At 70.8% G+C, this 23,953-nt stretch carries 23 protein-coding genes, 1 other RNA gene and 1 pseudogene; 17 read left to right on the top strand and 8 right to left on the bottom strand.

The window, feature by feature from the left end:
• Window positions 1-7: 7 nt before the first annotated feature.
• From gspD to ICG51_RS05465, 3 genes are read left to right on the top strand one after another with little or no spacing between them, the layout of a single operon-like run.
• Window positions 8-2,149, top strand: a complete 2,142-nt coding sequence (gspD, locus tag ICG51_RS05475; protein WP_223809527.1) for a type II secretion system secretin GspD — start codon at window positions 8-10, stop codon at window positions 2,147-2,149.
• A complete protein-coding gene (locus ICG51_RS05470; protein WP_223809526.1) occupies window positions 2,146-3,000 on the top strand; it encodes a glycosyltransferase family A protein in 855 nt (284 codons plus the stop codon). The genes gspD and ICG51_RS05470 overlap by 4 nt, the downstream gene beginning before the upstream one ends.
• Window positions 2,997-3,833 (top strand): glycosyltransferase family 2 protein, encoded by an 837-nt coding sequence (locus ICG51_RS05465; RefSeq protein WP_190281992.1) that lies wholly within the window; start codon window positions 2,997-2,999, stop codon window positions 3,831-3,833. The genes ICG51_RS05470 and ICG51_RS05465 overlap by 4 nt, the downstream gene beginning before the upstream one ends.
• A 35-nt stretch (window positions 3,834-3,868) precedes the next feature.
• On the opposite strand, the gene pyrF is transcribed toward ICG51_RS05465, so the two are convergent.
• Both pyrF and ettA read right to left on the bottom strand, forming a co-directional pair.
• Window positions 3,869-4,684 carry an orotidine-5'-phosphate decarboxylase gene (gene pyrF, locus ICG51_RS05460; protein WP_190281991.1) on the bottom strand — a complete coding sequence of 272 codons (816 nt, stop codon included), beginning with the start codon at window positions 4,682-4,684 and terminating at the stop codon, window positions 3,869-3,871.
• A 54-nt stretch (window positions 4,685-4,738) separates the two neighbouring features.
• Window positions 4,739-6,403: an energy-dependent translational throttle protein EttA gene (gene ettA, locus ICG51_RS05455; RefSeq protein WP_190281990.1), complete on the bottom strand. Its 1,665-nt coding sequence runs from the start codon at window positions 6,401-6,403 to the stop codon at window positions 4,739-4,741.
• A 171-nt stretch (window positions 6,404-6,574) separates the two neighbouring features.
• Here ettA and glyA point away from each other — a divergent pair, with 171 nt between their 5' ends.
• From glyA to thiL, 9 genes are read left to right on the top strand one after another with little or no spacing between them, the layout of a single operon-like run.
• Window positions 6,575-7,843, top strand: a complete 1,269-nt coding sequence (gene glyA, locus ICG51_RS05450; RefSeq protein WP_190281989.1) for a serine hydroxymethyltransferase — start codon at window positions 6,575-6,577, stop codon at window positions 7,841-7,843.
• A 37-nt stretch (window positions 7,844-7,880) separates the two neighbouring features.
• Window positions 7,881-8,432 (top strand): transcriptional regulator NrdR, encoded by a 552-nt coding sequence (gene nrdR, locus ICG51_RS05445; protein WP_190281988.1) that lies wholly within the window; start codon window positions 7,881-7,883, stop codon window positions 8,430-8,432.
• On the top strand, window positions 8,429-9,535 hold the full coding sequence (gene ribD, locus ICG51_RS05440) for a bifunctional diaminohydroxyphosphoribosylaminopyrimidine deaminase/5-amino-6-(5-phosphoribosylamino)uracil reductase RibD (RefSeq protein ID WP_255428744.1): 1,107 nt from the start codon (window positions 8,429-8,431) through the stop codon (window positions 9,533-9,535). The genes nrdR and ribD overlap by 4 nt, the downstream gene beginning before the upstream one ends.
• Window positions 9,532-10,278 (top strand): class I SAM-dependent methyltransferase, encoded by a 747-nt coding sequence (locus tag ICG51_RS05435; RefSeq protein WP_190281987.1) that lies wholly within the window; start codon window positions 9,532-9,534, stop codon window positions 10,276-10,278. The genes ribD and ICG51_RS05435 overlap by 4 nt, the downstream gene beginning before the upstream one ends.
• A gap of 1 nt (window position 10,279) precedes the next feature.
• On the top strand, window positions 10,280-10,882 hold the full coding sequence (locus ICG51_RS05430) for a riboflavin synthase (RefSeq protein ID WP_190281986.1): 603 nt from the start codon (window positions 10,280-10,282) through the stop codon (window positions 10,880-10,882).
• Window positions 10,879-11,985 (top strand): 3,4-dihydroxy-2-butanone-4-phosphate synthase, encoded by a 1,107-nt coding sequence (gene ribB, locus ICG51_RS05425; RefSeq protein WP_138349560.1) that lies wholly within the window; start codon window positions 10,879-10,881, stop codon window positions 11,983-11,985. Before ICG51_RS05430 ends, ribB begins: the two co-directional genes overlap by 4 nt.
• A gap of 30 nt (window positions 11,986-12,015) precedes the next feature.
• On the top strand, window positions 12,016-12,492 hold the full coding sequence (gene ribH, locus ICG51_RS05420) for a 6,7-dimethyl-8-ribityllumazine synthase (protein ID WP_190281985.1): 477 nt from the start codon (window positions 12,016-12,018) through the stop codon (window positions 12,490-12,492).
• On the top strand, window positions 12,489-12,944 hold the full coding sequence (gene nusB / locus ICG51_RS05415) for a transcription antitermination factor NusB (protein WP_190281984.1): 456 nt from the start codon (window positions 12,489-12,491) through the stop codon (window positions 12,942-12,944). The genes ribH and nusB overlap by 4 nt, the downstream gene beginning before the upstream one ends.
• Before the next feature lie 44 nt (window positions 12,945-12,988).
• Entirely contained in the window at window positions 12,989-13,942 is a 954-nt protein-coding gene (gene thiL / locus ICG51_RS05410) for a thiamine-phosphate kinase (RefSeq protein WP_190281983.1), read from the top strand.
• Here the strand turns inward: thiL and ICG51_RS05405 are convergent.
• The 4 genes from ICG51_RS05405 to ICG51_RS05390 all read right to left on the bottom strand — a co-directional run bounded on the left by ICG51_RS05405 (window position 13,907) and on the right by ICG51_RS05390 (window position 17,949).
• On the bottom strand, window positions 13,907-14,752 hold the full coding sequence (locus ICG51_RS05405; RefSeq protein WP_190281982.1) for an SGNH/GDSL hydrolase family protein: 846 nt from the start codon (window positions 14,750-14,752) through the stop codon (window positions 13,907-13,909). The two genes, thiL and ICG51_RS05405, sit on opposite strands and share 36 nt — an antisense overlap.
• A 110-nt stretch (window positions 14,753-14,862) precedes the next feature.
• Entirely contained in the window at window positions 14,863-16,233 is a 1,371-nt protein-coding gene (locus ICG51_RS05400) for an FAD-linked oxidase C-terminal domain-containing protein (protein ID WP_190281981.1), read from the bottom strand.
• A gap of 5 nt (window positions 16,234-16,238) precedes the next feature.
• Window positions 16,239-16,622 carry a YraN family protein gene (locus ICG51_RS05395; protein ID WP_190281980.1) on the bottom strand — a complete coding sequence of 128 codons (384 nt, stop codon included), beginning with the start codon at window positions 16,620-16,622 and terminating at the stop codon, window positions 16,239-16,241.
• Window positions 16,609-17,949, bottom strand: a complete 1,341-nt coding sequence (locus ICG51_RS05390; RefSeq protein WP_190281979.1) for a penicillin-binding protein activator — start codon at window positions 17,947-17,949, stop codon at window positions 16,609-16,611. The genes ICG51_RS05395 and ICG51_RS05390 overlap by 14 nt, the downstream gene beginning before the upstream one ends.
• Before the next feature lie 71 nt (window positions 17,950-18,020).
• On the opposite strand from ICG51_RS05390, the gene rsmI reads away from it, so the two are divergent.
• Complete coding sequence (rsmI, locus tag ICG51_RS05385; protein WP_190281978.1) at window positions 18,021-18,845, top strand: 16S rRNA (cytidine(1402)-2'-O)-methyltransferase; 825 nt, start codon at window positions 18,021-18,023, stop codon at window positions 18,843-18,845.
• Window positions 18,846-18,923: 78 nt separating this feature from the next.
• Here the strand turns inward: rsmI and rnpB are convergent.
• Together rnpB and ICG51_RS05375 are read right to left on the bottom strand one after the other, a co-directional pair.
• An RNA gene (gene rnpB, locus ICG51_RS05380) (RNase P RNA component class A) lies at window positions 18,924-19,287 on the bottom strand.
• A 39-nt stretch (window positions 19,288-19,326) separates the two neighbouring features.
• Window positions 19,327-20,091, bottom strand: coding sequence for an NRDE family protein (locus ICG51_RS05375; protein WP_190281977.1), 765 nt, complete (start codon window positions 20,089-20,091; stop codon window positions 19,327-19,329).
• A gap of 317 nt (window positions 20,092-20,408) precedes the next feature.
• On the opposite strand from ICG51_RS05375, the gene mraZ reads away from it, so the two are divergent.
• The 4 genes and pseudogenes from mraZ to ICG51_RS05355 all read left to right on the top strand — a co-directional run bounded on the left by mraZ (window position 20,409) and on the right by ICG51_RS05355 (window position 23,948).
• Window positions 20,409-20,855, top strand: a complete 447-nt coding sequence (gene mraZ / locus ICG51_RS05370) for a division/cell wall cluster transcriptional repressor MraZ (protein WP_190281976.1) — start codon at window positions 20,409-20,411, stop codon at window positions 20,853-20,855.
• Window positions 20,843-21,784, top strand: a pseudogene (gene rsmH, locus ICG51_RS05365) (16S rRNA (cytosine(1402)-N(4))-methyltransferase RsmH); the annotation flags it as partial. The gene mraZ and the pseudogene rsmH, both read left to right, overlap by 13 nt.
• A gap of 26 nt (window positions 21,785-21,810) precedes the next feature.
• The gene (ftsL, locus tag ICG51_RS05360; protein ID WP_190281975.1) at window positions 21,811-22,077 is read left to right on the top strand and encodes a cell division protein FtsL; all 267 of its coding nucleotides are present in this window, start codon (window positions 21,811-21,813) and stop codon (window positions 22,075-22,077) included.
• The gene (locus tag ICG51_RS05355; RefSeq protein WP_190281974.1) at window positions 22,074-23,948 is read left to right on the top strand and encodes a penicillin-binding transpeptidase domain-containing protein; all 1,875 of its coding nucleotides are present in this window, start codon (window positions 22,074-22,076) and stop codon (window positions 23,946-23,948) included. The genes ftsL and ICG51_RS05355 overlap by 4 nt, the downstream gene beginning before the upstream one ends.
• Window positions 23,949-23,953: the final 5 nt, after the last annotated feature.

The following is a 23,953-nucleotide window of genomic DNA, read 5'->3' as shown; positions in this document are numbered from 1 at the left end:
TCTCCGCGTGCCCCTGCGCCCCTTGCTGGTCGCCGCGCTGGCGGGGGTGCTGGCCGGTTGCGCCAGTGCGCCGCAGCCGCAGATGCACCGGGCCGCGCAAGCGGCCGGCCAGCAGGCCGATGCCGCCCCCGGCGCCGACATCCGCCGCGAGGTGCTGCAGGAGTTGGGCGGCGATGCGCCGCAGCCGGTGATCCGCCGCGCCAGCAGCGCGCCGATCAACCAGGCCGTGGCCAGTGCGCCGCCGCCATCGCTGGCCAGCAGCGGCGAGGCCAGCTTCAACTTCGAAGGCGAATCGCTGCATGCGGTGGTCAAGGCCATCCTCGGCGACATGCTCGGCCAGAGCTACAGCATCGCGCCCGGCGTGCAGGGCACCGTCACCGTCGCCACCCAGAAGCCGGTCGGCGCGGCCGGCGCGCTGGGCCTGCTGGACCAGGTGCTGGTGCAGAACGGCGCGCGCATGGTCTACAGCGACGGCCGCTACAACATCGTCCCGGCCGATCAGGCGCTGCAGAGCGGGGTGGTGCCGCGCACCGGTTCGCCGGCGCTGGCGCGCGGCTTCGAATCGCGGGTGGTGCCGTTGCGCCACGTCTCCGCGCTGGAGATGGAAAAGATCCTCAAGCCATACGCGCGGCAGGGCTCCATCGTCAGCATCGACGGTGCGCGCAACCTGATCACGGTCGCCGGCACCCGCGCCGAGCTGGAAAACTACCTGCGCACCATCCAGGTGTTCGACGTCGACTGGATGGCGAGCATGTCGGTGGGTGTGTTCCCGCTGCAGTCCGGCCGCGCCAGCGACGTGGTGCAGGACCTGGAGCGGGTGTTCGGCGCGCAGGCCAACACCCCCGTCGCCGGCATGTTCCGCTTCATGCCGCTGGAATCCACCAACGCGGTGATGGTGATCACCGCCCAGCCCGCCCACCTCGATGAGATCCGCCAGTGGATCGATCGCATCGAAGGCGGCAGCGGCGACGGCAGGCTGTTCGCCTACGAGCTGAAGTACATCAAGGCGCGCGATCTGGCCGACCGGCTGGGCGAGGTGTTCGGCGGTTCCGCGGCCGGTGGCCGCGGCGAGCCCGCGCTGATGCCGGGGCTGCAGGCCGGCGAGCTGCACGATCGGGGAGACGACGCCGGTGGCCGCACGGGCGGCGAGGCTGGCGGTCTCGGTGAAGGCGCCAGCCTGCCGCAGGCCGGCAGCGGCAATGGCCGGGTGACCCTGAAGATCGACGGCAGCGAAGTGGGCGTGTCGGCGGTGGAGGACACCAATTCGCTGCTGGTCCGCGCCAGCCCGGCGCAGTGGAAGTCGATCCGCCAGGTGATCGAACGCCTGGACGTGATGCCGATGCAGGTGCACATCGAGGCGCAGGTGCTGAGCGTGGCGCTGAAGGGCGAGCTGCAATACGGGGTGAGCTGGTTCTTCGACCAGGCGGTGGCGGACAAGGGGCTGCCGTTTCCCACCGGCCGCAACAGCTGGGGCACGCATGCCGGCAGCGTCAGCGCGCTGCCCAGCGGCGCGGGCAACCTGCTCAGCTGGACCTTCCTCGGCAGCAGCGCCGCGGCCATCGTGCAGGCGCTGGACAACGTCACCGACGTGCGCACCCTGTCGTCGCCGTCGGTGATGGCGCAGAACAACCGCGAGGCGGTGCTCAACGTCGGCCAGAAGATCCCGGTGGCCTCGGTCAGCTTCAATCCGCAGACCGGCGGCGACACAGGCACCTACAGCCAGGTGCAGTACCTCGACACCGGCATCATCCTGAAGGTGCGCCCGCGCATCAGCCGCGACGGCATGGTCTTCCTCGACATCGTGCAGGAAGTCAGCAAGCCCACCGGGATCGCCGACAAGTTCGGCAACGTCCGCATCGACACCAGCAAGGTCACCACCAGCGCGGTGGCGACCAGCGGCGAAACCGTGGTGCTGGCCGGCCTGATCAGCGAAGGCAGCGGGAGCAACTCCAGCGGCGTGCCGGGGCTCAGCCGCATCCCGGTGCTGGGTGGCCTGTTCGGCACGCAGGGCAAGAGCAAGAACCGCGACGAACTGGTGGTGTTGATCACGCCCACGGTGGTGCGCAGCCCGCAGGAAGCGCGCGCGCTGACCGACGAATACGGCAGCCGCTTCCGCGCGCTGGAACCGATCTACAAGCCGAAGAAGTGAGCCGCAGCGATCCCGCCCTGCCGATCGTGCTGGTGCCGGTGGGCACCGACGAGGACGCACTCGACGCCTGCCTGGCGGCACTCGATGCCGGCACGCCTGCGGGCACGCGGGTGTGGCTGGCGGACAACGCCCAGGCCGGGCCGCGCGGCGTCGCCCTCATCGAAGGCTGGCTGGCGCGCACCCGCCTGCAGGCCGCGCATACCCGCCGCGCCGCGCCGCTGGGCGAGGCCGCGCACATGGACGAGGCGCTGCGCGCCTGCGCAGACGCCGACGTGGCGGTGCTGGCCAGCGACGCGGCGCCGGTACCGGGCTGGCTGGAGCGGCTGGCCGAGTGCCTGGCGCGCGATCCGGCGATCGCCAGCGCCACGCCGTGGAGCAATGCCGGCGAGGCGGCCGCGTGGCCGCGGATCGGAGAGATCACCGCACTGGAATACCCGCCGTCGCTGCTGGCCCAGGCCTGCGCGCTGCTGCCGCCGATGCATCCCGATCTGCCGGCCGCGGTGGGCCATGCGGTGCTGCTGCGCGGCCGCGCCCGCGTGCAGGCAGGCGGGCTGGACGCCGCCAGCTATCGTTCCTGGTATGCGGCCTTGATCGACCTGAGCCTGCGCATGGCCGGACTGGGCGGGCGCAACGTGCTGTGCGAAACCGCCTTCGTCCTGCGCGCCGCCGAAGGCGCGCCGCGCGAGGGCGACATGGACGCACTGTGCGCGCGCTGGCCAGCCTGGCACGCACGCATCGCACACTGCCTGATGGACGACCCGCAGCGCGCGTTGCGGGCCCGGTTGGGCGAGGAACTCGCGCATCTGGCGCGCCTGCCGCCGCAGGCCGACCTGTTCGCGGGGGCGTCGTGAGCGATGCCGGCATCGCCGTCGTCGTGGTCGCCTACGACAGCGAGGAGACCCTGGACGAGTGCCTGTCGCGGCTGCGCGCGGCGCAGGACGTGGAGGAGATCCGGGTCGTCGACAATGCCTCGCGAGATGCAAGCATCGACCTCGTGCAGCGCCACGCGCTGGCCGATCCGCGCCTGCGCTTCATCGCCAACCCGGACAACCCCGGCTTCGCGGTGGCCTGCAACCAGGGTGCGGCGGCCAGCACCGCGCCGTGGCTGGCCTTCGTCAATCCCGACTGTTTCATCGAAGCGGACACGCTGGCACGGTTGCGTGGTGCCGCCCTCACCCTGGGCGATGCGCTGGTGGGCGGCGTGCTGCGCGGCGAGGACGGCGCGCTGGATGCTGCCGCGCGCCGGCGCGATCCGGACTTCGCCGCGATGCTGCGTTCCCGCGGCGCCCGCGAACTGTCCATCCAGCGGGATCCGGCCAGGCCGCTGCAGCAGGTGGATGCGATATCGGGAGCGCTGATGCTGCTGCCGCGGGCGCTGTTCGCGCGCATCGGCGGCTTCGACGAGGGCTATCGCCTGCACGCCGAAGACCTGGACCTGTGCCGCCGCGCCCGCCAGTCCGGTGGCGTGGTCGCCATCGCCAACGAGGTCGAGGTCCTGCACGTGCGCGGGGTATCGTCGCGCGCGCGGCCGCTGTTCGTCGAATGGCACAAGCACCGCGGCCTGTGGCGGTACTTCCGCAGGTTCGAGGCCACCCGGCGCGGGCGCCTCACCCGCGCTGCGGTGTTCGCGATGATCTGGGGGCGCTTCCCGCTGGCGGCCCTGCGCGCGGCGCTGCGCCGCTGATCGCGCCCGCTTTCATGCCGCTGGCGCGATAGCGGTCAGCGGTAGCGGTTGATCTCGTCGCGCAGCGACCTTGCCGCATCGGCCGCCGCTTCGGCATAGCCTTCACCGCGCGAGGCATACAGGATGCCGCGCGAGGAGTTGATCATCAGCCCGGTACCGTCCGCGGTCCTGCCGTTGCGCACCACCGCCTCGACGTCGCCGCCCTGCGCGCCCACGCCGGGGATCAGCAGCGGCATGTCGCCTACGATCCCGCGGATCACGGCGAGCTCTTCCGGGAAGGTCGCACCCACCACCAGCGCGCAGTTGCCATCGCCGTTCCACTCACCGGCGATGGCGCGGGCGATGTGCTGGTACAGCGGCGCGCCGTCCACCAGCAGCTCCTGGAAGTCGCGCGCGCCGGGGTTGGAGGTGTGGCAGAGGAACACGCAGCCGCGGTCGTTGTACTGCAGGAACGGATCGGCGGAGTCGCGCCCCATGTACGGGTTCAGCGTCACCGCATCCGCACCGAAACGCTCGAACGCTTCGCAGGCGTACTGCTGCGCGGTGCTGCCGATATCGCCGCGCTTGGCGTCGAGGATCACCGGCACGTCCGGGTGCGCGCCGTTGAGGTGGGCGATCAGTCGCTGCAGCTGCGCCTCGCCGTCGTTGTGGGCGGCGAAGTAGGCGATCTGTGGCTTGAACGCGCAGGCGTACTCCGCGGTGGCATCGGCGATGTCGCGGCAGAAGGCGAACAGCGCGTCCGGATCGTCGACGAAGCGGTCTGGGAACTTCGCCGGATCGGGATCGAGGCCGACGCAGAGCAGGGTGTCGGCGTCGCGCCAGCGGGCGCGCAGTTTGTCGATGAAGCCCATGGTGTCCTCCTCCTGCATGCAGGGACGCCCACGTTGCCGTGGGCGTCCGGGCCGTTACTTCAGCGCCTTGAACCGCAGCCGCTTCGGGCCGGCGTCGTCGCCCAGGCGGCGCTTCTTGTCTTCCTCGTACTCGCGGTAGTTGCCCTGGAAGAACTCCACGTGCGAGTCGCCCTCGAAGGCGAGGATGTGGGTGGCGATGCGGTCCAGGAACCAGCGGTCATGGCTGATCACGAAGGTGTTGCCGGGGAACTCCAGCAGCGCGTCTTCGAGCGCGCGCAGGGTCTCGATGTCGAGGTCGTTGGATGGTTCGTCGAGCAGCAGCACGTTCCCGCCCTGCAGCAGGGTCTTGGCCATGTGCAGGCGGCCGCGCTCGCCGCCGGACAGCGAGCCGACCAGCTTCTGCTGGTCCTGGCCCTTGAAGTTGAAGCGGCCGATGTAGGCGCGCGACTGGATCTCGATGCCGTTGATGTTGAGGATGTCGAGGCCGCCGGAGACTTCCTGGAACACCGTGTGGTTGCCTTCCAGCGCGCCGCGGCTCTGGTCCACGTAGGCAAGCTGCACGGTCGGGCCGATGTCGATCTGGCCCGAATCCGGCTTCTCCTGCCCGGTGATCATCTTGAACAGCGTCGACTTGCCGGCGCCGTTGGGGCCGATGATGCCGACGATGGCGCCCGGCGGCACCTGGAAGCTGAGGTTGTCGATCAGCAGGCGGTCGCCGAACTTCTTCGACACGTTCTTGAACTCGATCACCTTCTGGCCCAGGCGCTCGCCCGGCGGAATGAAGATCTCGTTGGTCTCCTGGCGCTTCTGGTAGTCGACCGACTGCAGTTCCTCGATCCGCGCCAGGCGCGCCTTGCCCTTGGAGCGGCCGCCCTTGGCGTTGCTGCGCGCCCACTCCAGTTCCTTCTGGATGGCCTTCTGGCGCGACTTCTCCTGGTTCTCTTCCTGCTTCAGGCGCTCGTCCTTCTGCACCAGCCAGTCGGTGTAGTTGCCCTTCCACGGGATGCCGCGGCCGCGGTCCAGCTCGAGGATCCATTCGGCGGCGTTGTCGAGGAAGTAGCGGTCGTGGGTGACCGCCACCACGGTGCCGGTGTAGCGGGCGAGGAACTGCTCCAGCCATTCGACCGATTCGGCGTCGAGGTGGTTGGTGGGTTCGTCGAGCAGCAGCATGTCGGGCTTCTGCAGCAGCAGGCGGCACAGCGCAACGCGGCGCTTCTCGCCGCCGGACAGCTTGCCGATAACGGCGTCCCACGGCGGCAGGCGCAGCGCGTCGGCGGCTACTTCCAGTTGGTTCTCCAGGGTGTGCGCGTCGCCGGCGGCGAGGATCGCCTCCAGGCGTTCCTGCTCCTTGGCCAGCGCGTCGAAGTCGGCGCCTTCCTCGGCGTAGGCGGCATAGACCTCGTCCAGCCGTGCCTGCGCCTGCAGCACCTCGCCCACGCCTTCCTCGACCGCCTGGCGGACGGTGTGTTCCGGGTTCAACTCCGGCTCCTGCGCCAGGTAGCCGACCTTGATGCCGGGCTGCGGGCGGGCCTCGCCTTCGAAATCCTTGTCCACCCCGGCCATGATCCGCAGCACGGTGGACTTGCCGGCGCCGTTCAGGCCCAGCAGGCCGATCTTGGCGCCGGGGAAGAAGCTCAGCGAGATGTCCTTGATGATCTGCCGCTTGGGCGGAACCACCTTGGACACGCGGTTCATGGTGTAGATGTATTGCGAGGACATGCGCGCTCCGGGCGTACGGCGGCGGCCTACACCGGGCAGGGCCGCGAAGGGATTTCGGGATGCGGAAATTATAGCTGGAACGGACAGTTGCGGCGGGGAAATGGCCGGGAACGGGCGCGAAACGGGCTAGAATTCAGCTTCCCCACGTCCCCCTTCCCGGAGCTCGCCCCCATGTTCTCCCGCGCCGACACGCTTGCCGCTTTCGACCCCGAACTGGCCAAGGCCATCGCCGCCGAGGACCGCCGCCAGGAAGACCATGTCGAGCTGATCGCCTCCGAGAACTACGCCAGCCCGCGGGTGATGGAAGCGCAGGGCAGCCAGATGACCAACAAGTACGCCGAAGGCTACCCGGGCAAGCGCTACTACGGTGGCTGCGAATACGTGGACGTGGCCGAGAACCTGGCCATCGAGCGCCTGAAGCAGCTGTTCGGCGCCGACTACGCCAACGTGCAGCCGCACTCCGGCTCGCAGGCCAACCAGGCGGTGTACTTCGCGCTGCTGCAGCCCGGCGACACCATCCTCGGCATGTCACTGGCGCACGGCGGCCACCTGACCCATGGCGCCAAGGTCAACATCTCCGGCAAGCTGCTCAACGCCATCCAGTACGGCGTCAACGACCAAGGCCTGATCGACTACGACGAAGTCGAGCGACTGGCGCTGGAGCACAAGCCGAAGATGGTCGTCGCCGGCTTCTCCGCCTACTCGCAGGTCGTCGACTGGGCGCGCTTCCGCGCCATCGCCGACAAGGTCGGTGCCTACCTGTTCGTGGACATGGCGCACGTGGCCGGCCTGATTGCCGCCGGCGTGTACCCCAGCCCGCTGCCGCACGCGCACGTGGTCACCTCCACCACCCACAAGACCCTGCGCGGCCCGCGTGGCGGCATCATCGTCGCCAGCCGCGCCGCGATGGGCGAGCAGGCCGAGGAGATCGAGAAGAAGCTGCAGTCGATCGTGTTCCCCGGCATCCAGGGCGGCCCGCTGATGCACGTGATCGCCGCCAAGGCGGTGGCGTTCAAGGAAGCGCTGGAGCCGGCCTTCAGGGACTACCAGCAGCAGGTCGTGAAGAACGCGCAGGCGATGGCGAAGGTGATCATCGCCCGCGGCTACAAGATCGTTTCCGGCGGCACCCAGAACCACCTGATGCTGGTCGACATGATCGGCAAGGACGTCTCCGGCAAGCAGGCCGAGGAGGCGCTGGGCAAGGCCCACATCACCGTCAACAAGAACTCGGTGCCGAACGACCCCCGCAAGCCCTTCGTCACCTCCGGCCTGCGCATCGGCACCCCGGCGGTCACCACCCGCGGCTACAAGGAAGCCGACTGCGTGGCGCTGGCCGAGTGGATCTGCGACGTGCTGGACAACCCGAACGACGAGAACGTGATCGCCGGCGTGCGCGCGAACGTCGAGAAGCAGTGCAAGCAGTTCCCGGTCTACGGCTGAGGGCAGGGACAGGCCCGCGCGGTCGCGTCTTCGATCCATGCATTGCCCTTTCTGCCAGCACAGCGACACCCGCGTGATCGATTCGCGGGTGTCGGAGGACGGCGCCACGATCCGCCGCCGGCGCGTCTGCGAGGCCTGCGGCGAGCGTTTCTCCACCCTCGAGACCATCGAGCTGAAGCTGCCCGCCATCGTCAAGTCCGATGGCCGCCGCGAAGCCTTCGATGCGCGCAAGCTGCGCACCAGCTTCGACCGAGCGCTGCAGAAGCGGCCGGTTTCCGAGGAGCAGATCGAGGCCGCGGTGCGGGCGGTCGTGCACCAGCTGCGGATGGCGGCCGAGCGCGAGATCCCGGCGCGCCGCGTCGGTGAATTCGTGATGGCCGAGCTGCGCAAGCTCGATCACGTCGGCTACGTGCGCTTCGCCTCGGTCTATCGCAGCTTCGAGGACGTGGCCGATTTCCGCGAGGAACTGGATCGGCTGGAGCGCGATCTCCCCGGCGAGGGCCAGTTGCCGCTGCTGGAGGAGAAAAAGGGGTCAGAGCCACTTTTCCCCCGCCCTACTGCCAAGCCGGGCAAGGACAAGGAAAAGTGACTCCGACCCCCTTCTCGTTTTCCGCCACCGACCACGCGCTGATGGCGCGCGCGTTGCGCCTGGCCGAGCGCGGTGCGTACACGGCGCGTCCCAACCCCATGGTGGGCTGCGTCATCGCCCGCGATGGCGAGGTGGTCGGCGAGGGCTGGCACCAGCGCAAGGGCGGGCCGCATGCGGAGGTGTTCGCGCTGGAGGCCGCCGGCGACCGGGCGCGCGGCGCCACCGCCTACGTCAGCCTGGAGCCGTGCGCGCACCATGGCAGCACGCCGCCGTGCGCTGAGGCGCTGGTGGCGGCCGGGGTGGCGCGGGTGGTCGCGGCCATGCGCGATCCGTTCCCGTCGGTGGACGGCGCCGGTTTCGAACGCCTGCAGGCGGCCGGGATCGTGGTCGAACACGGCTTGATGGAAGCGCAGGCGCGCGAGCTCAACCGCGGCTTCCTGGCCCGTGTCGAGCGCGGGCGCCCGTGGCTGCGGGTCAAGCTGGCGACCAGCCTGGACGGCCGCACCGCGATGGCCTCCGGCGATTCCAAGTGGATCAGCGGCGAGGCTTCGCGCCACGACGTGCAGCGCTGGCGTGCGCGCAGCGGCGCGCTGCTGACCGGTGCCGGCACCGTGCTGGCCGACGACCCGCAGCTCACCGTGCGTCTGGAGGATGGCAGCGACTTCCTGCCGCCGCTGCGGGTGGTGCTGGACCCCGGCCTGGCCACCGTGGCGCGCGGCCGCGTGCGTGAAGGCGATGCGCCCACCCTGTACATCCACGCGCCGGATGCCCGGCTGCCGCGCGGGTTGGAGATCGATCGCGTGGCGGTGCCGGTGCAGGGCACCCGCTTCGACCTCGATGCGGTGCTGCGCCTGTTGGCGGGCCGCGGGATCAATGAGGTGCAGCTGGAGGCCGGCGCCACCCTGGCCGGCGCCTTCCTCGATGCCGGGCTGGTCGACGAACTGCTGCTGTACGTGGCGCCGGTGCTGCTGGGCCCGCGCGCACGCCCGCTGTTCGACGGCCTGCACATCGACGCGATGGCGCAGCGGCTGAAGATGCGGCGCATCGAAAGCACCGTGGTGGGCGAGGACTTCCGCCTGCTGCTGCGCCCGGAGTCGGCGTGAACGTGTTCAAGGATCATTTCTCGGCGGTTGCCGGCGACTACGCCGCCGCCCGGCCCGAGTATCCGTCGGCGCTGTTCGACTGGATCGTCGGCGTCGCCCCGTCGCCCGGGCTGTGCTGGGAAGCCGGCTGCGGCAGCGGCCAGGCCACGCGGGACCTCGCCGCGCGCTTCGGGCGCGTAAACGCCACCGATCCCAGCGCGGCGCAGATCGCGCAGGCACCGGCAATCGCGAATGCCGACTTCCGCGTCGAGCCTGCCGAAACCTGCGGCCTGCCGGATGCCAGCGCCGATGCCGCCTGCGTGGCGCAGGCGCTGCACTGGTTCGACCGTCGCGCGTATTTCGCCGAGGTCGCGCGGGTGCTGAAGCCGGGTGGCGTGCTGGTGGTCTGGGGGTACCAGGACATCCAGGTGCCGACATCGATCGAAGCGGTCAATGCCGCGCTGCAGGAGGCGATCCGCCCGCACTGGCCGACCGAGCGCGGCGACGTCGACGCCGCCTACGCCGGCTACGCCTGGCCGTTCCCGCGCATCGACGCGCCGGCCTTCGCGCTGACCGCGCAGTGGCCGCTGCCGCGCCTGCTCGCCTACTTCGCCAGCTATTCGGCTGCCAAGCGCCATCGCGAGGCGACCGGCCGCGATGCGGTGGCCGCCCTGGCTGCGGAATTCGCCAATGCGTGGGGCGATGCCGGCGCGCTCGCGCTGCGCTGGCCGCTGTTCGTGCACGCCTTCAGGAAACCGCACTGACATGTTCACGGGACTGATCGCCGGCGTCGGCCGGCTGGAATCGCGCGAAACCCGCGGCGGCGATGCCCGCCTGGTGATCGACGCCGGCACCCTGCCGTTTGACGGCGTGCAGCTGGGCGAAAGCATCGCGGTCAACGGCTGCTGCCTCACCGTGGTCGAATTCGACGCGACAAGCTTCGCCGTCGATGCCTCCAACGAAACGCTGGCACTGACCACGCTGGGCCGGCTGGCCATCGGCGCGCCGGTGAACCTAGAGCGCGCCATGCTGCCCACCGACCGACTCGGCGGCCATCTGGTCAGCGGCCACGTGGACGGGCTGGCCAGCGCCGAGCGGCGCTGGGACGACGCGCGTGCGGTGCGTTGGCGGTTTTCGGCGCCGCGGCCGCTGCTGCGCTACATCGCCCACAAGGGTTCGGTCTGCGTGGACGGCGTCAGCCTGACCGTGAACGCCGCCGACGACACCGGTTTCGAGGTCGCGCTGATCCCGCACACGGTGGAACACACCGCCTTCCGCGCGCTGCAGGTCGGCGACGCGGTCAACATCGAAGTGGACCTGCTGGCGCGCTATGCAGAGCGCCTGCAGGCAACGAAGGACTGGACATGAGCTTTGCAAGCATCCCGGAACTGCTGGAAGAACTGCGCGCCGGGCGCATGGTGGTGGTGGTCGACGACGAGGACCGCGAGAACGAAGGCGACCTGATCATGGCCGCCGAACTGGTCAAGCCGTCGGACATCAACTTCATGGTGACCCACGCGCGTGGGCTGGTCTGCCTGTCGTTGACCCGCGAGCGCTGCGCGCAGCTGGGCCTGAACCCGATGGTGCGCGACAACACCTCGCAGCACCACACCAACTTCACCGTCAGCATCGAGGCGGCCGAAGGCGTCACCACCGGCATCAGCGCCTACGATCGCGCGCATACGGTGCGCACCGCCGTGCGCCCCGACGCCAAGCCGTCCGACCTCAGCCAGCCGGGCCATATCTTCCCGCTGATGGCGCAGCCCGGCGGCGTGCTCAACCGCGCCGGCCACACCGAGGCGGCCGCCGACCTGGCGCTGCTGGCGGGCTTCGAGCCGGCCGGCGTGCTGGTGGAGATCCTCAACCCCGACGGCAGCATGGCGCGCCGCCCGCAGCTGGAGGCGTTCGCCCGCGAGCACGGGCTGAAGATCGGCTCGATCGAGGATCTGATCCGCTACCGGCTGGATACCGAACACACCGTCGAGTGCATCGACAGCCGCGAGATCGACACCGACCACGGTCGCTTCCAGCTGCATACCTGGCGCGACCGCCTCACCCGCGGCCTGCACTATGCGCTGGTGCGTGGCGAGGTGGCCGGGGACGAACCGGTGCTGGTGCGGGTGCAGCAGCAGAACCCGCTGGCCGACGCACTGCACTGGCGGCGCGCCGACTTCGGTCCGCTGGTGGGCGACGTGCTGGCGATGATCGCCGCCGACGGCCGCGGCGTGCTGGTGCTGCTGGGCGATGCGCCCGACGCCGAGGCCACCCTGGCGCGCATCCGCGAACAGCCGGCGCCCCCCGCCAGCAAGGCCGGGGCGCTGGCGCAGTGGCGGCGCAACGGCGCCGGCTCGCAGATCCTGGCCGCGCTGGGCGTGCGCCACCTGCGCGTGCTCGGCACGCCGCGCCGGCAGGTCGGGCTGGCCGGGTTCGGGCTGGAAGTGGTGGAATACGTGGTGCTGCCGGCGCGGTAAACTGCCCAGCCCACGCACCCGCCCAAGCCCATGCCGCATCACGAAGGCGACCTGCGCGTCCATCCCGACGCGCGTTTCGCGATCCTTGCCAGCCGTTGGAACCCGCGCATCGTCGATGCGCTGGTGGAATCGGCGCGCGCGACCTTGCTCGCCAACGGCGTCGCCGAGGCTGCCATCGACGTGGTGCGCGTGCCCGGCGCGTGGGAGCTGCCGGTGATTGCGCGCCAGCTGGCGCAGGCCGGCGGCCACGCCGCCATCGTCGCGCTGGGCTGCGTGGTGCGCGGCGACACCCGCCACTACGAACAGGTGGCCGACGGGACATCCGATGGTTTGATGCGGGTGGCGCTGGATACCGGCGTGCCGGTCATGAACGGCGTGCTGGCGGTGGAGAAATTCGAGGATGCGCTGGCGCGTGCCGGCGGCAGCCATGGCAACAAGGGCGAAGAGGCGGCGCTGGTGGCGATCGAGATGGCCGACCTGCGCCGCAAGCTGCAGGAGCAAGCATGAACAAGCATCATCGTCGTCCCGACGGCATCGATCCCGTGGCCCGTTCGCGCTCGCGCCGACGCGCGCTGCAGGCGATCTATGCCTGGCAGATCAACCATGCCGACGAGCGCGCGCTGATCGCACAGTTCGCCCACGAACAGGCCCACGAGATCGCCGACCTCGAGTACTTCGAGGACCTGGTGCGCGGCGTGCTCCGCCACACCGCCGAGCTGGACGCGGCGCTGGCCGGCCATCTGGACCGCGGGATCGAGGAAGTGGACCAGATCGAGCGGGCCGCGCTGCGGATCGCCGCCTACGAGCTGACCCACCGCCCGGACGTGCCGTACCGCGTGGTCATCAACGAAGCCATCGACTCCACCAAGCGCTTCGGCTCGGAGCACGGCCACACCTACGTCAACGGCGTGCTGGACAAGGCCGCGGCGGTGCTGCGCGGCGTGGAAGCGAAGAGGTAATCGTCCTGTCGTCCTGCGCCCGCGGGGCTGACAACGCCGTACCGATGCCACCGGTCCACGAATTCGACCTGATCGCCCGCATCCGCCAGCGCGCCGCCGCGCGCGGCGACGTGGTGCTGGGCATCGGCGACGACTGCGCGCTGCTGCTGCCGCCGCCCGGCATGCAGCTGGCGGTGACCATGGACGCGCTCAACGTGGGCGTGCATTTCCCGCCTGACACCGCGCCCGCCGACATCGGCTGGAAGGCGCTGGCGGTGAACCTGTCTGACCTGGCCGCGATGGGCGCGCAGCCGGCCTGGGGCACGCTGTCGCTGTCGCTGCCACAGGGCGACCCCGGCTTCGTGGACGCCTTCTTCGATGGCTTCTTCGCGCTGGCCGCGCAGCACGGCTTCGCCCTGGTCGGCGGCGACACCACCCGCGGCCCGCTGTCGATCGCGATCACCGCGCACGGCCTGGTCGAGCCCGGCCGGGCGCTGCGCCGGGACGGCGCCCGGGAGGGCGATGACATCTGGGTCAGCGGCACGCTGGGCGATGCCGCCGGCGCGCTGCGGCAGTGGCAGGCCGGCGCGGCGATATCGCCGGTCCTGCAGGCGCGGCTGGACCGGCCCACCCCGCGGGTGGCGCTGGGCCTTGCGCTGCGCGGGATCGCCAGCAGCTGCATCGACGTCAGCGACGGCCTGCTGGCCGACCTCGCCCACATCTGCCGCGCCAGCGGGGTCGGCGCGGAGGTCGATGTCGATGCGCTGCCGGCCAGCGACGCGCTGCGCGCGGCGTTCGACCCGGACACCCGGCGCGTGCTGCAGGCCGCGGGTGGCGACGATTACGAACTGTGCTTCACCGTGCCTGTGACCGCCGCCGCCGCGCTAGGCGAGGCGCTGGCGGAAGCCGGCACAGGTGCCACCCGGATCGGCACCGTCACCGCCGCCACCGGCGTGCGCCCGATCCTCGCGGGCGCTGCCTGGTCAGCGCCCGCGACGGGGTGGCAGCACTTCGCCTGACGGTTTCGCCAGCGCCTCGACCAGCGGCGCCATCAGTTCCACCGGCACCACCGTGGTCCTGCCGTCGCCCGCCAGCGCCGGTTGCGATTCCAGTGGGGTCGATGGCGAAACCGCCGCGTTCACCGGCAGCAGCGGGGCATTGATCCGCAGTTCGTGGGCGGTTGCCGCCTGGCCGGTGAGTTCACGGTACAGCGCCAGTGCCAGGATCAAAGCCCCATGGGTGCTGGGGTGGATCCCGTCCGGGATCAGCTGCACGCCCGGCATCGCCGTCCGCAGCGCATGCAGTGCACGCGCGGCATGGAAGGTTTCGCTGCCAGTCGCTTTCGCATGCATGGCGACGCTGCGCGCCACCCGCGCGTCCCAGCGTTCGTCAGGCCCCCATGTCGCCATCAACAGCACCCGCGCGCCGCGCGCCTTCGCCTGCTCCGCAAGCGCTGCGTAGGCCTTGCGGCTGGCGGCGCAGGGCGCCTTGTGTTGCGCCGACGGGCTGGACATGCAGGCGGCGAGGTGGCCGCCCTGTTCCTGCAGCACCACCGCGTCGAAGCTGCGCTCCTGCAGCGCCTGCGTCACTGCGCCATCGGCCACGCGCTCGCTGAGGGTCCCGCCCGGGGCCGCGAAGGTTTCGGTGCTGATCGCCTTGCCTTCGGCGGCGCCGACGGCGCGCAGCAGCGCGGGCAGGTTGTTCGCGTAGGTCAGGCTGTTGCCGACCAGCATGACCCGATACCCGTCCGGATTTTCCGGCGGCTTCGGCGCTGCGTGTGCGGCGGTTGCGGAGAAGAGCAGGGCTAGCGGGAGCAGCAGCGCGCGCATGCGGGCAGATCCAGACGGGTTCGGGAGCACAGGCTATCCGGCCGGCCTGTCGCATCACCTGTGCCTGAGGTTGGGGGGCAGCCGGTGGGCGAGCGCACGGGCCGCTGCTGTCAAGGCAGCAGCTTGCCCGGATTGAGGATGCCGTCCGGGTCGAGTGCGCGCTTGACCGCGCGCATCGTGTCCAGGGTTGCGGCATCGAAGGCATCGGCCATGAACGCACGCTTGGACAGGCCGATGCCGTGTTCGCCGGACAGGGCGCCGCCCAGCGACAGCGCCAGCGCGAACACGCGCGGCAGTGCCGCCTGCGCGCGGGCGGATTCGTCTGCATCGTCGGAGTGGTAGAGGATGTTGACGTGCAGGTTGCCGTTGCCGGCGTGACCGAAGCAGACGATGGTCAGGGTGCATTCGTCGGCCAATGCCTCGACTCCCGCCACCAGCTCGGGGATGCGCGAGACCGGCACCACCACGTCTTCGTTGATCTTACCCGGGGCAATCGTGCGCAGCGCCGGTGACAGCGCGCGCCGCGCCGCCCACAGCTTGTCGCGGGCGATGCCATCCTGCGCCACGTCCATGTCGAGCAGGCCGGCGCCCTCGGCGGCTGCACCGAGTGCGGCAAGGAGGTCGGGCAGGGCATCAACGCTGCCGTCAGCTTCCACCAGCAGCATCGCACCGGCCTCCGGCACGTCGCTGCCGTTGCGGCGCAGCAGGTCCAAGCTGCGGCGGTCCATGAACTCCAGCATCGCCGGCACCACCGGCTGCGCCATCAGCCGCGATACCGCGGCTGCCGCGCTGGCGGCGTCGCGGTAGAACGCGCGCAGGCCGGCTTGCGCCTGCGGGCGCGGTGCGAGCTTCAGGGTCGCCTCCACGATCAGCGCCAGCGTGCCCTCGCTGCCCACCAGCAGCCGGGTGAGGTCGAAGCCGGAAGAGCACTTGGTATAGGCGCCGCCGACGCGGACCAGCTCGCCGGCACCGGTGACGGCCACCAGTCCCAGTACGTTGTCGCGGGTGGCGCCGTATTTCACCGCGCGCGGGCCGCCGGCATTGGTGGCGAGATTGCCGCCGACGGTGCAGCTCTCGAAGCTGGACGGATCCGGCGGCCAGAACAGGCCGTGCGGCTGCAGGGCAGCCTGCAGCTCGCCATTGCGCAGGCCGGGTTCGACCACCGCGCAGCGGTCGGCGGCGCGGACCTCGAGGATGCGGTCCATGCGCGCGAACGACACCGCGATGCCGCCCTGCGTGACCACCGCCGCGCCGGTGGTGGCGGTGCCGCCGCCGCGGGCGACGATGGGGACGCGATGGGCGCGGCAGGCGCGTACCAGCGCCAGCACTTCCTCGCGCGCGCGCGGCAGCGCCACCGCATCGGGCAGGGCGTGACGGCGGGAGTCGTCTCCGCCGTTGGCCGCGCGCGTGGTTTCGTCCGTGCGCCAGCCCTCGCCCAGCAGTGCGGACAGTTCGGCAACGAGGGCGGCGGGAAGGGTCATGTGTTTCAGCAGTCGTCGGCACGGAAGGCGTCGCGCAGCCAGTCGAGTGCCGGCAAGGCCGGATCGCCGCTGGCGGCGACCACGTCGAAGCGGCAGGGTGCCTCGGCATGGGTGGGGTGCTCCTGCAGCCAGATCTGCGCCGCGTGCACCAGCCGGCGTCGCTTGCCGGCATCGACCGAGGCCGCGCCGCCACCGAAGGCGGCATCCGCACGGAAGCGCACCTCCACGAACACCACGGCAGCGCCGTCAGTCATCACCAGGTCGAGCTCGCCACCACGCGTACTGGCGTTGCGTGCCAGCAGGCGCAGGCCTTTCGCCTCGAGAAACCCCTGCGCCGCGGTTTCCACCGCGTCGCCGCGGGCGCGCCGATCGGGTTCAGCGCGCGCCATCGGCCAGCGGCACCGGCTCGCCGCCGACGAAGCGGGTCCAGCCGGGGCGGCGCAGCACGTTGCCGAAACCGTCCAGGCGCAGGCGCCCGGTGGCGCCGACGATGCCGCTGTTGGTCAGCGCCAGGTGCTCCAGGTAACCGGTCAGCCGCCACGTATCCAGGCCGAATGCGAACAGCCGCGCCGCCGGGCCCTTGGCGGTATCCACCCGCGCGGCGGCACTGGCCTGCGAGGGCAGGCCGTCCACGCGCTGCACCAGCCACGGCTCGGTGGGGAAGACGATGCCGTCCAGCGCCGCGTCCTCGGCCGCCTTGCCGGTGCCGGAGATGATCTGCGAGGCAGCCACCCGCGGCAGCCCGGCCATGCCGGCCAGCGCCAGCTGCGGCGCCACGATGCGCGCCTGCGGCCCCTTCAGCACCAGCAGCACCGCGTCGGGCGCCTCGGCTTGGGCGAGCTGGCGCAGCGCGCCGTCCATCTGTTCGCTGACGCCGAGGCGGGCGACGACGCGCACGCCGCGGCTTTCCAGCTGCTTGCGCGCGGCATCGGCGGTGCGTCGCTGGGTGTCGTCGCTGCCGGCGACCAGCAGCACGCGCTTGCTGCCGCGTTCCTCGATCAGGTACTGCGCAAGGCTGATGCCTTCGTCTTCCGGCGACAGCGAGAACGCTGCGCTGCCAGGTGCCGGTGCGCGGTCGCCGCGGTTGAGCGCCAGCAGCGGCAGTGCCGGCTCGCCGGCGAACACCGCGTCGACCTCGTCGCGGCCCAGCGGGCCGACCACGAAATCATTGCCCTCGGCCGCAGCACGGGCCAGCGCCGCCTTCGCGCCGCCAGCGGTGTCGTAGAAGCGCAGCAGGGGGCGGCGACGGGACTCGCCGTAGTAGCCGGCCAGATAGCCGTCGCGCACCGCGGCGGCGGCCGCGGCCTGGTTGCCGGACAGCGGCAGCAGCACGCCGACCTGCAGCGGCGGACGATAGCCGTCGGCGGCCGCGGGCGGGCGGGTGGCGGCGCCGAAGCTGGCCTCGTCGCGGTCGAAGCCGCGCGGCGGCGGCAGGCCGCGCCGCAACAGGGAGCGGCCGGCGAAGTTGTAGAGCGGGTCGCCGGCGGGCAGGCGGGCGGCGTCGCGCGCCAGGGTGGCGTCGTCGAGGCTGGCCAGCAGCCGTTCGATGGCCTCGGCGTTGGCGCGGCGCGCCTGGCCGTCCAGCGCGGCGTGCCCGGCCGCCAGCGCCTGCGCCTCGAGCGTGGCGGCGGCATACGGCGGCGGGGGCGGCGCCTTGGGCGCCACATTCGCGCAGCCGGCCAGTGCCAGCAGCAGGACGAGGAGGAAAAGTCGCATCTGGGCCACGGGCGTGGGCGCTCGTTCGGGAACCGGCTAGGATTCTACCCGCGCACACGTTGAAGACAGGCATGCAGGACTCCGGAACGCTTTTTGTCGTCGCCACGCCCATCGGCAACCTCGGCGACCTGTCGCCGCGGGCGCAGCAGACCCTGCGCGATGTCGCGGCGATCTGCGCCGAGGACACCCGCCGCAGCGGCCAGCTGCTGGCGCATTTCGGCATCGCCACGCCGCTGGTGGCACTGCACGAACATAACGAGGAGGCGATCGCGCAGAGGATCGTCGCGCGCCTGCAGGCAGGCGAGTCGCTGGCGCTGGTCAGCGATGCCGGTACCCCGCTGGTCTCCGATCCCGGCTTCCGGCTGGTGCGCGCCGCGCGTGCGGCCGGGGTGAAGGTCAGCCCGGTGCCGGGCCCGTCGGCGCTGGTCGCGGCGCTGAGCGTGGCCGGCCTGCCCAGCGACCGCTTCGCCTTCGAAGGCTTCCTGCCCGCGAAGGCCTCGGCCCGGCGCGAACGCCTGCAGGCGCTGGCCGCGGAGCCGCGCACGCTGATCTTCTACGAATCCTCGCACCGCATCGCGGAAGCCCTGGCCGACATGGTGCAGGCGTTCGGCGATGAGCGTCCCGCGGTGCTGGCGCGCGAGCTGACCAAGCTGTTCGAGACCGTGTTGGACGGCAACCTCGCGCAGCTGCAGGCGCGGGTCGAAGCCGATGGCGACCAGCGCAAGGGCGAATTCGTGGTGCTGGTGCAGGGTGCGGGTGAAGATGCGGACGCCAAGGTGCATGAAGGCCGTCGCCTGTACGCCAGGCTCAAGGACCACCTGCCGCCCTCGACTGCCGCGAAGCTGGCGGCGGAGCTGTCCGGCGCGCCGCGCAAGGAACTGTACGGATCGGATTGAGCAGGTCCGTGGAGGCCCGGGGCCAGGGTTTGCGCAGCAAACCTTGGGGCCTTCAATTGCGATCAGCGCAATGGAAGGCGGCGGAGCCGGCCGATAAGCCGGGTCCTGTTCGACGCTTGCGCGCCGCGGCAGTCATTCCTCTAGGCGCAGCGTCACCGCTACGCTCAAGCAACCTACCCGGAGACTCGGCGGGCCGCCTCATCGTCTCCCTATTTGGTCTTGCTCCCGGTGGGGTTTGCCGTGCCGGTCTGTTGCCAGACTCGCGGTGCGCTCTTACCGCACCATTTCACCCTTGCCGTCCTGCCGAAGCAGTCTTGGGCGGTATCTTTCTGTTGCACTTTCCGTCGGCTCTCGCCGCCCAGGCGTTACCTGGCACCGTGCCCTGTGGAGCCCGGACTTTCCTCGGCACCGTTTCCGGTGACGCGACTGCCTGGCCGACTCCGCCAGCGGCCATTGTACGGTGGCGGCGCCGTGATGTCGTTCAGGGCGCGGACTCGAGCATGGTTTCGCCTTCGAACACCCCGCCCGGTCCGAAGCGGCGCTCGTGGATGCGGGTGCTGCCGTCGTGCCCCACCAGCACCAGCGTGCTGGCGCGGGTGCCGTAGTCCTGTTCGCGGATGAAGGCAGCGGACAGCCGCCGCTCCAGCGCCAGGCCCACCCCGGTATCCGGCAACAGGTTGTCGTCTGCGATTTGCTCGTCCGCCAGCGCTGCCCACAGTGGCTCCGGGTCGGTCTCGCCGGCGTCGGCCCATGCCGCCAGCACCCCGCGCAGGCGCGTGGTTTTCGGCCAGGGCGCGTCGAAGGCGCCGTTGGACAGGCCGTAGGTGCCACGCGCCAGCCGGTGTTCGCGTGCGACATCCGGGTGATGGCCGACATAGGCGCATGCGTTGGCATCGGCCACCAGCAGGTTGAACGGGGCGTACCGCCCGGCCTCGCCAGCGAGTGCGGCCGCGTAGGCCGGGGCCGGGTCGCGGCCGGCGAGGAAGCGCAGCGGCAGCTCGCCACGCGACGGGCCGGCGAAGGGCGGCGCCAGCCCGTTGCGCACATTGGTGACCACCGCCACCCGACCATCCGGGCCCAGTCCCATCCAGGTGCCCCCGGAGCACAGGTCGCGCCCTGCCAGTACCGGCGCGTCCGCCCAGCGGGCCAGTGCCGCGGTGGGGCGGGCGTGCAGTTCATCGCGATTGCCGGCCACCACCAGTCGCCAGCGGGGATGCACGTTCCAGGCGAGGGCGACCAGACACATGCGCGGCATTCTGCGCCGGGCGACGTCCATTCAGTTTTTGCGCTGCAACATGCATCCGGGGCGGTTGCCCCTGTTCATCGAAAAGTGTGCGGGAAGTCCCGCAATCTCAAAAAATGAGGCGAAACATAAGCTTGTGGATAAAGCTTGAACAACTTGTTGAAGTTTGCTGCAAGTCATTGACGGGCCGGGGGAAATTTCCGCCGTCGGGTTGTTGACATAGGTCAATTGCCTGCTAATGTGGGGCTTCGTGGGAAAACCGGGAAAATCGTGGTTTTCTTGGTTGAAACTCCGCGGCAGACGGGGGCGACAAGGGCAGCATGTTCCAGGGCGAAACCGCCATCACCATCGACGACAAGGGCCGGCTGGCGATTCCGACCGCCTACCGGGATCTCGTCGCGCGTGCGTGTGGCAACCGCCTGGTCATCACCTACAACGCCTTCGAGACCACCGGTTTGTACATCTATCCGCACGCAGTGTGGGAAAAGGTGCGTGACCAGGTCAACGCGCTGCCGCGGGTCAAGAAGCCCAGCCGCATCCTGCAGCTGAAGCTGGTGGGCGCGGCCGAGTTCGTCGAGCCCGACGGCAATGCGCGGATCTCGATCCCGGCCAGCCACCGCAATGCCGCCGGCATCGAGCGCAAGGCGGTGCTGGTGGGGATGGGCGACAAGTTCGAACTGTGGAGCGAGGCGGACCACCTGGCGCAGATCCGCCAGCCGCTGGGCGACGAGGACCTGGGCGACGAGTTCCAGGAATTGATGCTGTGAGCGGCGGTGGCGCGGGCATCGCGTCCGCCCACCTCCCGGTGCTGTTTGCCGAGGTCATGGACGGTCTGGCGGTGAAAGAGGACGGAACCTACCTGGACGGGACGTTCGGGCGTGGCGGTCATGCCCGTGGGGTGCTGCAACGGCTTGGCGAAAAGGGGCGTTTGCTGGCGATGGACAAGGACCCGGATGCGATCGCGGTGGCCATGCAGATGGCCGACGCCGACGCGCGCCTGTCCTGGCATCGCGGCAGCTTCGCCAGCCTGGCCGACTGGCCGGCAACCGCGGCGGGCCTGGACGGGGTGTTGCTCGATCTCGGCGTGTCCTCGCCGCAGCTGGACGTGGCCGAGCGCGGCTTCTCGTTCGGCAAGGACGGCCCGCTGGACATGCGCATGGATCCCGAGTCCGGCGAGAGCGCCGCCGAGTGGCTGGCGCGGGCTTCGGAAAAGGACATCGCCGACGTGCTGTGGATCTACGGCGAGGAGCGCCAGAGCCGGCGCATCGCACGGGCAATCGTGGCGGCACGCGCGCAGGCGCCGCTGCTGCGCACCGCGCAGCTGGCCGAACTGATCGCGCAGGCCTGCCCGCGCGGTGCAAGCAAGACGCATCCGGCCACGCGCAGCTTCCAGGCCATCCGCATCCACATCAACCGCGAGCTGGCCGACCTCGAGGCCGGCCTCGATGCCGCGCTGTCGCGACTGAAGCCGGGTGGACGGCTGGCGGTGATCAGCTTCCACTCGCTGGAAGACCGCATCGTCAAGCAGTTCATGGCGAAGCACGCCAAGGCGCCGCCGACCAACCGGCGCATGCCGGTCGAGGTGCCGTTCACGCCGGTACTGCGGCTGGTGGGCGGCGCGCAGAAGGCCTCCGAGGGCGAGCTGGCCGCCAACCCGCGCGCGCGCAGCGCGGTGCTGCGGGTGGCCGAGAAACTGCCGGTCGAAAGCCGGGCGGTGGCGGCATGAACCGGCACCTGCTGCTGGGCGCGCTGGTGGTCGCCAACATCGCGACGGCGCTGCTGATCGTGCGCGACCGCCACGAGCACCGCCAGGCCTTCATCGAGTTGAGCCGGCTGGAAAAGGCGCGCGACGCGCTGAACATCGAGTTCGGCCGGCTGCAGCTGGAGCAGGCGACCTGGGCGGAAAGCAACCGTGTGGACCAGGTCGCGCGCACCCGCCTGGGAATGGAGTTCCCGCGCACCGAAGACGTGGTGGTGCTGCGGCGATGACCCGTTTCGGCAAACGCCTGCGCTGGTTCGGGAGCGAAGCGCGCCGCGAGCGCGCCGCCAGCGTGCATCCGCGCGCGCGGGTGCAGCAGTTCGACCTGCGCCGCCGGCTGGCGCTGGTTTGCGGCTTCCTGGGCCTGGGGTCGGTGGCGCTGCTGGCGCGCGCGCTGGACCTGCAGGTCGTCGACCATGCCTTCTACCAGCAGCAGGGCGACGCGCGCTTCCTGCGCGAGATCCCGATCGCCACCTCGCGCGGCATGATCACCGACCGCAACGGCGAGCCGCTGGCGATCTCCTCGCCGGTGGAATCGATCTGGGGCAATCCGCGCGAGCTGCTGAAGGTGCCCGAGCGCCTGCCGGCGCTGGCGCGTGCGCTGGACATGCCGCAGGACGAGCTGGCCAGCCGGCTCAGCGCGCGTGCCGACAAGGAGTTCGTCTACCTCAAGCGCCGCATCAACCCGGACGAAGCCGCGAGCATCCTCGCGCTGGACATCCCCGGCGTGGCCAGTCAGCGCGAGTACCGCCGCTTCTACCCGCAGGGCGAGGCACTGGCGCACGTGCTGGGCTTCACCAACGTCGATGATCGCGGGCAGGAAGGCCTGGAGCTGGCGTTCGACGACTGGCTGCGCGGGACTGCCGGCGCCAAGCGCGTGATCCGCGACAACAAGGGCCGCATCGTCGAGAACGTGGACCTGGTGCGCGCGGCGCAGCCCGGGCACGACCTGGCGCTGAGCATCGACCGCCGCATCCAGTACCTGACCCACCGCGAACTGCGCAACGCGATTGCCGAAACCGGCGCCAGCAGCGGTTCGGCGGTGGTGCTGGACGTTGCAACCGGCGAAGTGCTGGCGATGGCCAACCTGCCGACCTTCAACCCCAACGCGGTTGGCACCAGCCCTCGCGACGCGCACCGCAACCGCGCGGTGACCGACCTGCTGGAGCCCGGTTCGACGATGAAGCCGCTGACCGTGGCGGCGGGGCTCGAGGCCGGGGTGATCACGCCCGCGACCCTGTTCAACACCAGCCCGGGCTGGATCGCCAACGGCCGCTACCGCACCACCGACACCCACAACTACGGCGTGCTGGACACCACCGGCATCATCCGCAAGAGCTCCAACGTCGGAGCTTCGCTGGTGGCCAAACGGCTCAGCGACGCGCAGTTCTATGCCTTCATGCGCCGCTTCGGCTACGGCCAGCGCAGCGGCAGCGGGTTCCCGGGCGAAGCGGCCGGGCTGTTCCCCGCGCCCGACCGCTGGAGCGGCACCAGCAAGCAGACGATGAGCTACGGCTACGGCCTGAGCGCCACCCCGCTGCAGATCGCCACCGCCTACGCGGCGCTCGGCAACGGCGGACTGCTGCACCAGCCCAGTTTCGTCAAGGGCCAGCCCAACCCGCCCAAGCGGGTGCTGGACGCGCGCATCGCCAACCAGGTGCTGCACATGATGCAGACGGTCACCGAGCCGGGCGGCACCGCCACCCAGGCGGCGATCCTCGGCTACCACGTGGCCGGCAAGACCGGCACCTCGCGCAAGGCCAGCGCCGGCGGTTACTCGCGCCGCTACATCGGCTACTTCGCCGGGCTGGTGCCGGTGGATAACCCGCGCTTCGCGATGGTGGTGGCGGTGAACGATCCCGATCCGACCCGCAAGGGCTACTACGGCGGCGTGGTCGCCGGCCCGGTGTTCCGCAACGTGATGGAGGGCGCACTGCGCCTGATGGATGTCTCGCCCGACAACCTCGATGCCTGGCTGGCCGTGCAGGCCGCGGCCGAGGCCAAGCGCATGAAGGCCGAAGGCCGCACGCCGCCGGCACTCCCCGCGACGGCCGCCGCCATTGCGCCATCCGGTGCCGCCAATGCGAGGGCGCTGCAATGACCCGC

It is taken from the genome of Thermomonas sp. XSG (genome assembly GCF_014678725.1).
Taxonomy (GTDB): domain Bacteria; phylum Pseudomonadota; class Gammaproteobacteria; order Xanthomonadales; family Xanthomonadaceae; genus Thermomonas.
This window is presented reverse-complemented; position numbering and strand designations above follow the sequence as displayed.

What these genes read in the sequence shown, in the direction of transcription:
- ICG51_RS05375 (WP_190281977.1), bottom strand. Translation starts at nt 20,091, where the DNA reads ATGTGTCTGGTCGCCCTCGCCTGGAACGTGCATCCCCGCTGGCGACTG.
- ribH (WP_190281985.1), top strand. Translation starts at nt 12,016, where the DNA reads ATGCCGCATCACGAAGGCGACCTGCGCGTCCATCCCGACGCGCGTTTC.
- ribB (WP_138349560.1), top strand. Translation starts at nt 10,879, where the DNA reads ATGAGCTTTGCAAGCATCCCGGAACTGCTGGAAGAACTGCGCGCCGGG.
- ICG51_RS05430 (WP_190281986.1), top strand. Translation starts at nt 10,280, where the DNA reads ATGTTCACGGGACTGATCGCCGGCGTCGGCCGGCTGGAATCGCGCGAA.
- ICG51_RS05405 (WP_190281982.1), bottom strand. Translation starts at nt 14,752, where the DNA reads ATGCGCGCGCTGCTGCTCCCGCTAGCCCTGCTCTTCTCCGCAACCGCC.
- nrdR (WP_190281988.1), top strand. Translation starts at nt 7,881, where the DNA reads ATGCATTGCCCTTTCTGCCAGCACAGCGACACCCGCGTGATCGATTCG.
- glyA (WP_190281989.1), top strand. Translation starts at nt 6,575, where the DNA reads ATGTTCTCCCGCGCCGACACGCTTGCCGCTTTCGACCCCGAACTGGCC.
- pyrF (WP_190281991.1), bottom strand. Translation starts at nt 4,684, where the DNA reads ATGGGCTTCATCGACAAACTGCGCGCCCGCTGGCGCGACGCCGACACC.
- ICG51_RS05390 (WP_190281979.1), bottom strand. Translation starts at nt 17,949, where the DNA reads ATGCGACTTTTCCTCCTCGTCCTGCTGCTGGCACTGGCCGGCTGCGCG.
- ICG51_RS05400 (WP_190281981.1), bottom strand. Translation starts at nt 16,233, where the DNA reads ATGACCCTTCCCGCCGCCCTCGTTGCCGAACTGTCCGCACTGCTGGGC.
- nusB (WP_190281984.1), top strand. Translation starts at nt 12,489, where the DNA reads ATGAACAAGCATCATCGTCGTCCCGACGGCATCGATCCCGTGGCCCGT.
- ICG51_RS05395 (WP_190281980.1), bottom strand. Translation starts at nt 16,622, where the DNA reads ATGGCGCGCGCTGAACCCGATCGGCGCGCCCGCGGCGACGCGGTGGAA.
- ICG51_RS05355 (WP_190281974.1), top strand. Translation starts at nt 22,074, where the DNA reads ATGACCCGTTTCGGCAAACGCCTGCGCTGGTTCGGGAGCGAAGCGCGC.
- thiL (WP_190281983.1), top strand. Translation starts at nt 12,989, where the DNA reads ATGCCACCGGTCCACGAATTCGACCTGATCGCCCGCATCCGCCAGCGC.
- rsmI (WP_190281978.1), top strand. Translation starts at nt 18,021, where the DNA reads ATGCAGGACTCCGGAACGCTTTTTGTCGTCGCCACGCCCATCGGCAAC.
- mraZ (WP_190281976.1), top strand. Translation starts at nt 20,409, where the DNA reads ATGTTCCAGGGCGAAACCGCCATCACCATCGACGACAAGGGCCGGCTG.
- ftsL (WP_190281975.1), top strand. Translation starts at nt 21,811, where the DNA reads ATGAACCGGCACCTGCTGCTGGGCGCGCTGGTGGTCGCCAACATCGCG.
- ettA (WP_190281990.1), bottom strand. Translation starts at nt 6,403, where the DNA reads ATGTCCTCGCAATACATCTACACCATGAACCGCGTGTCCAAGGTGGTT.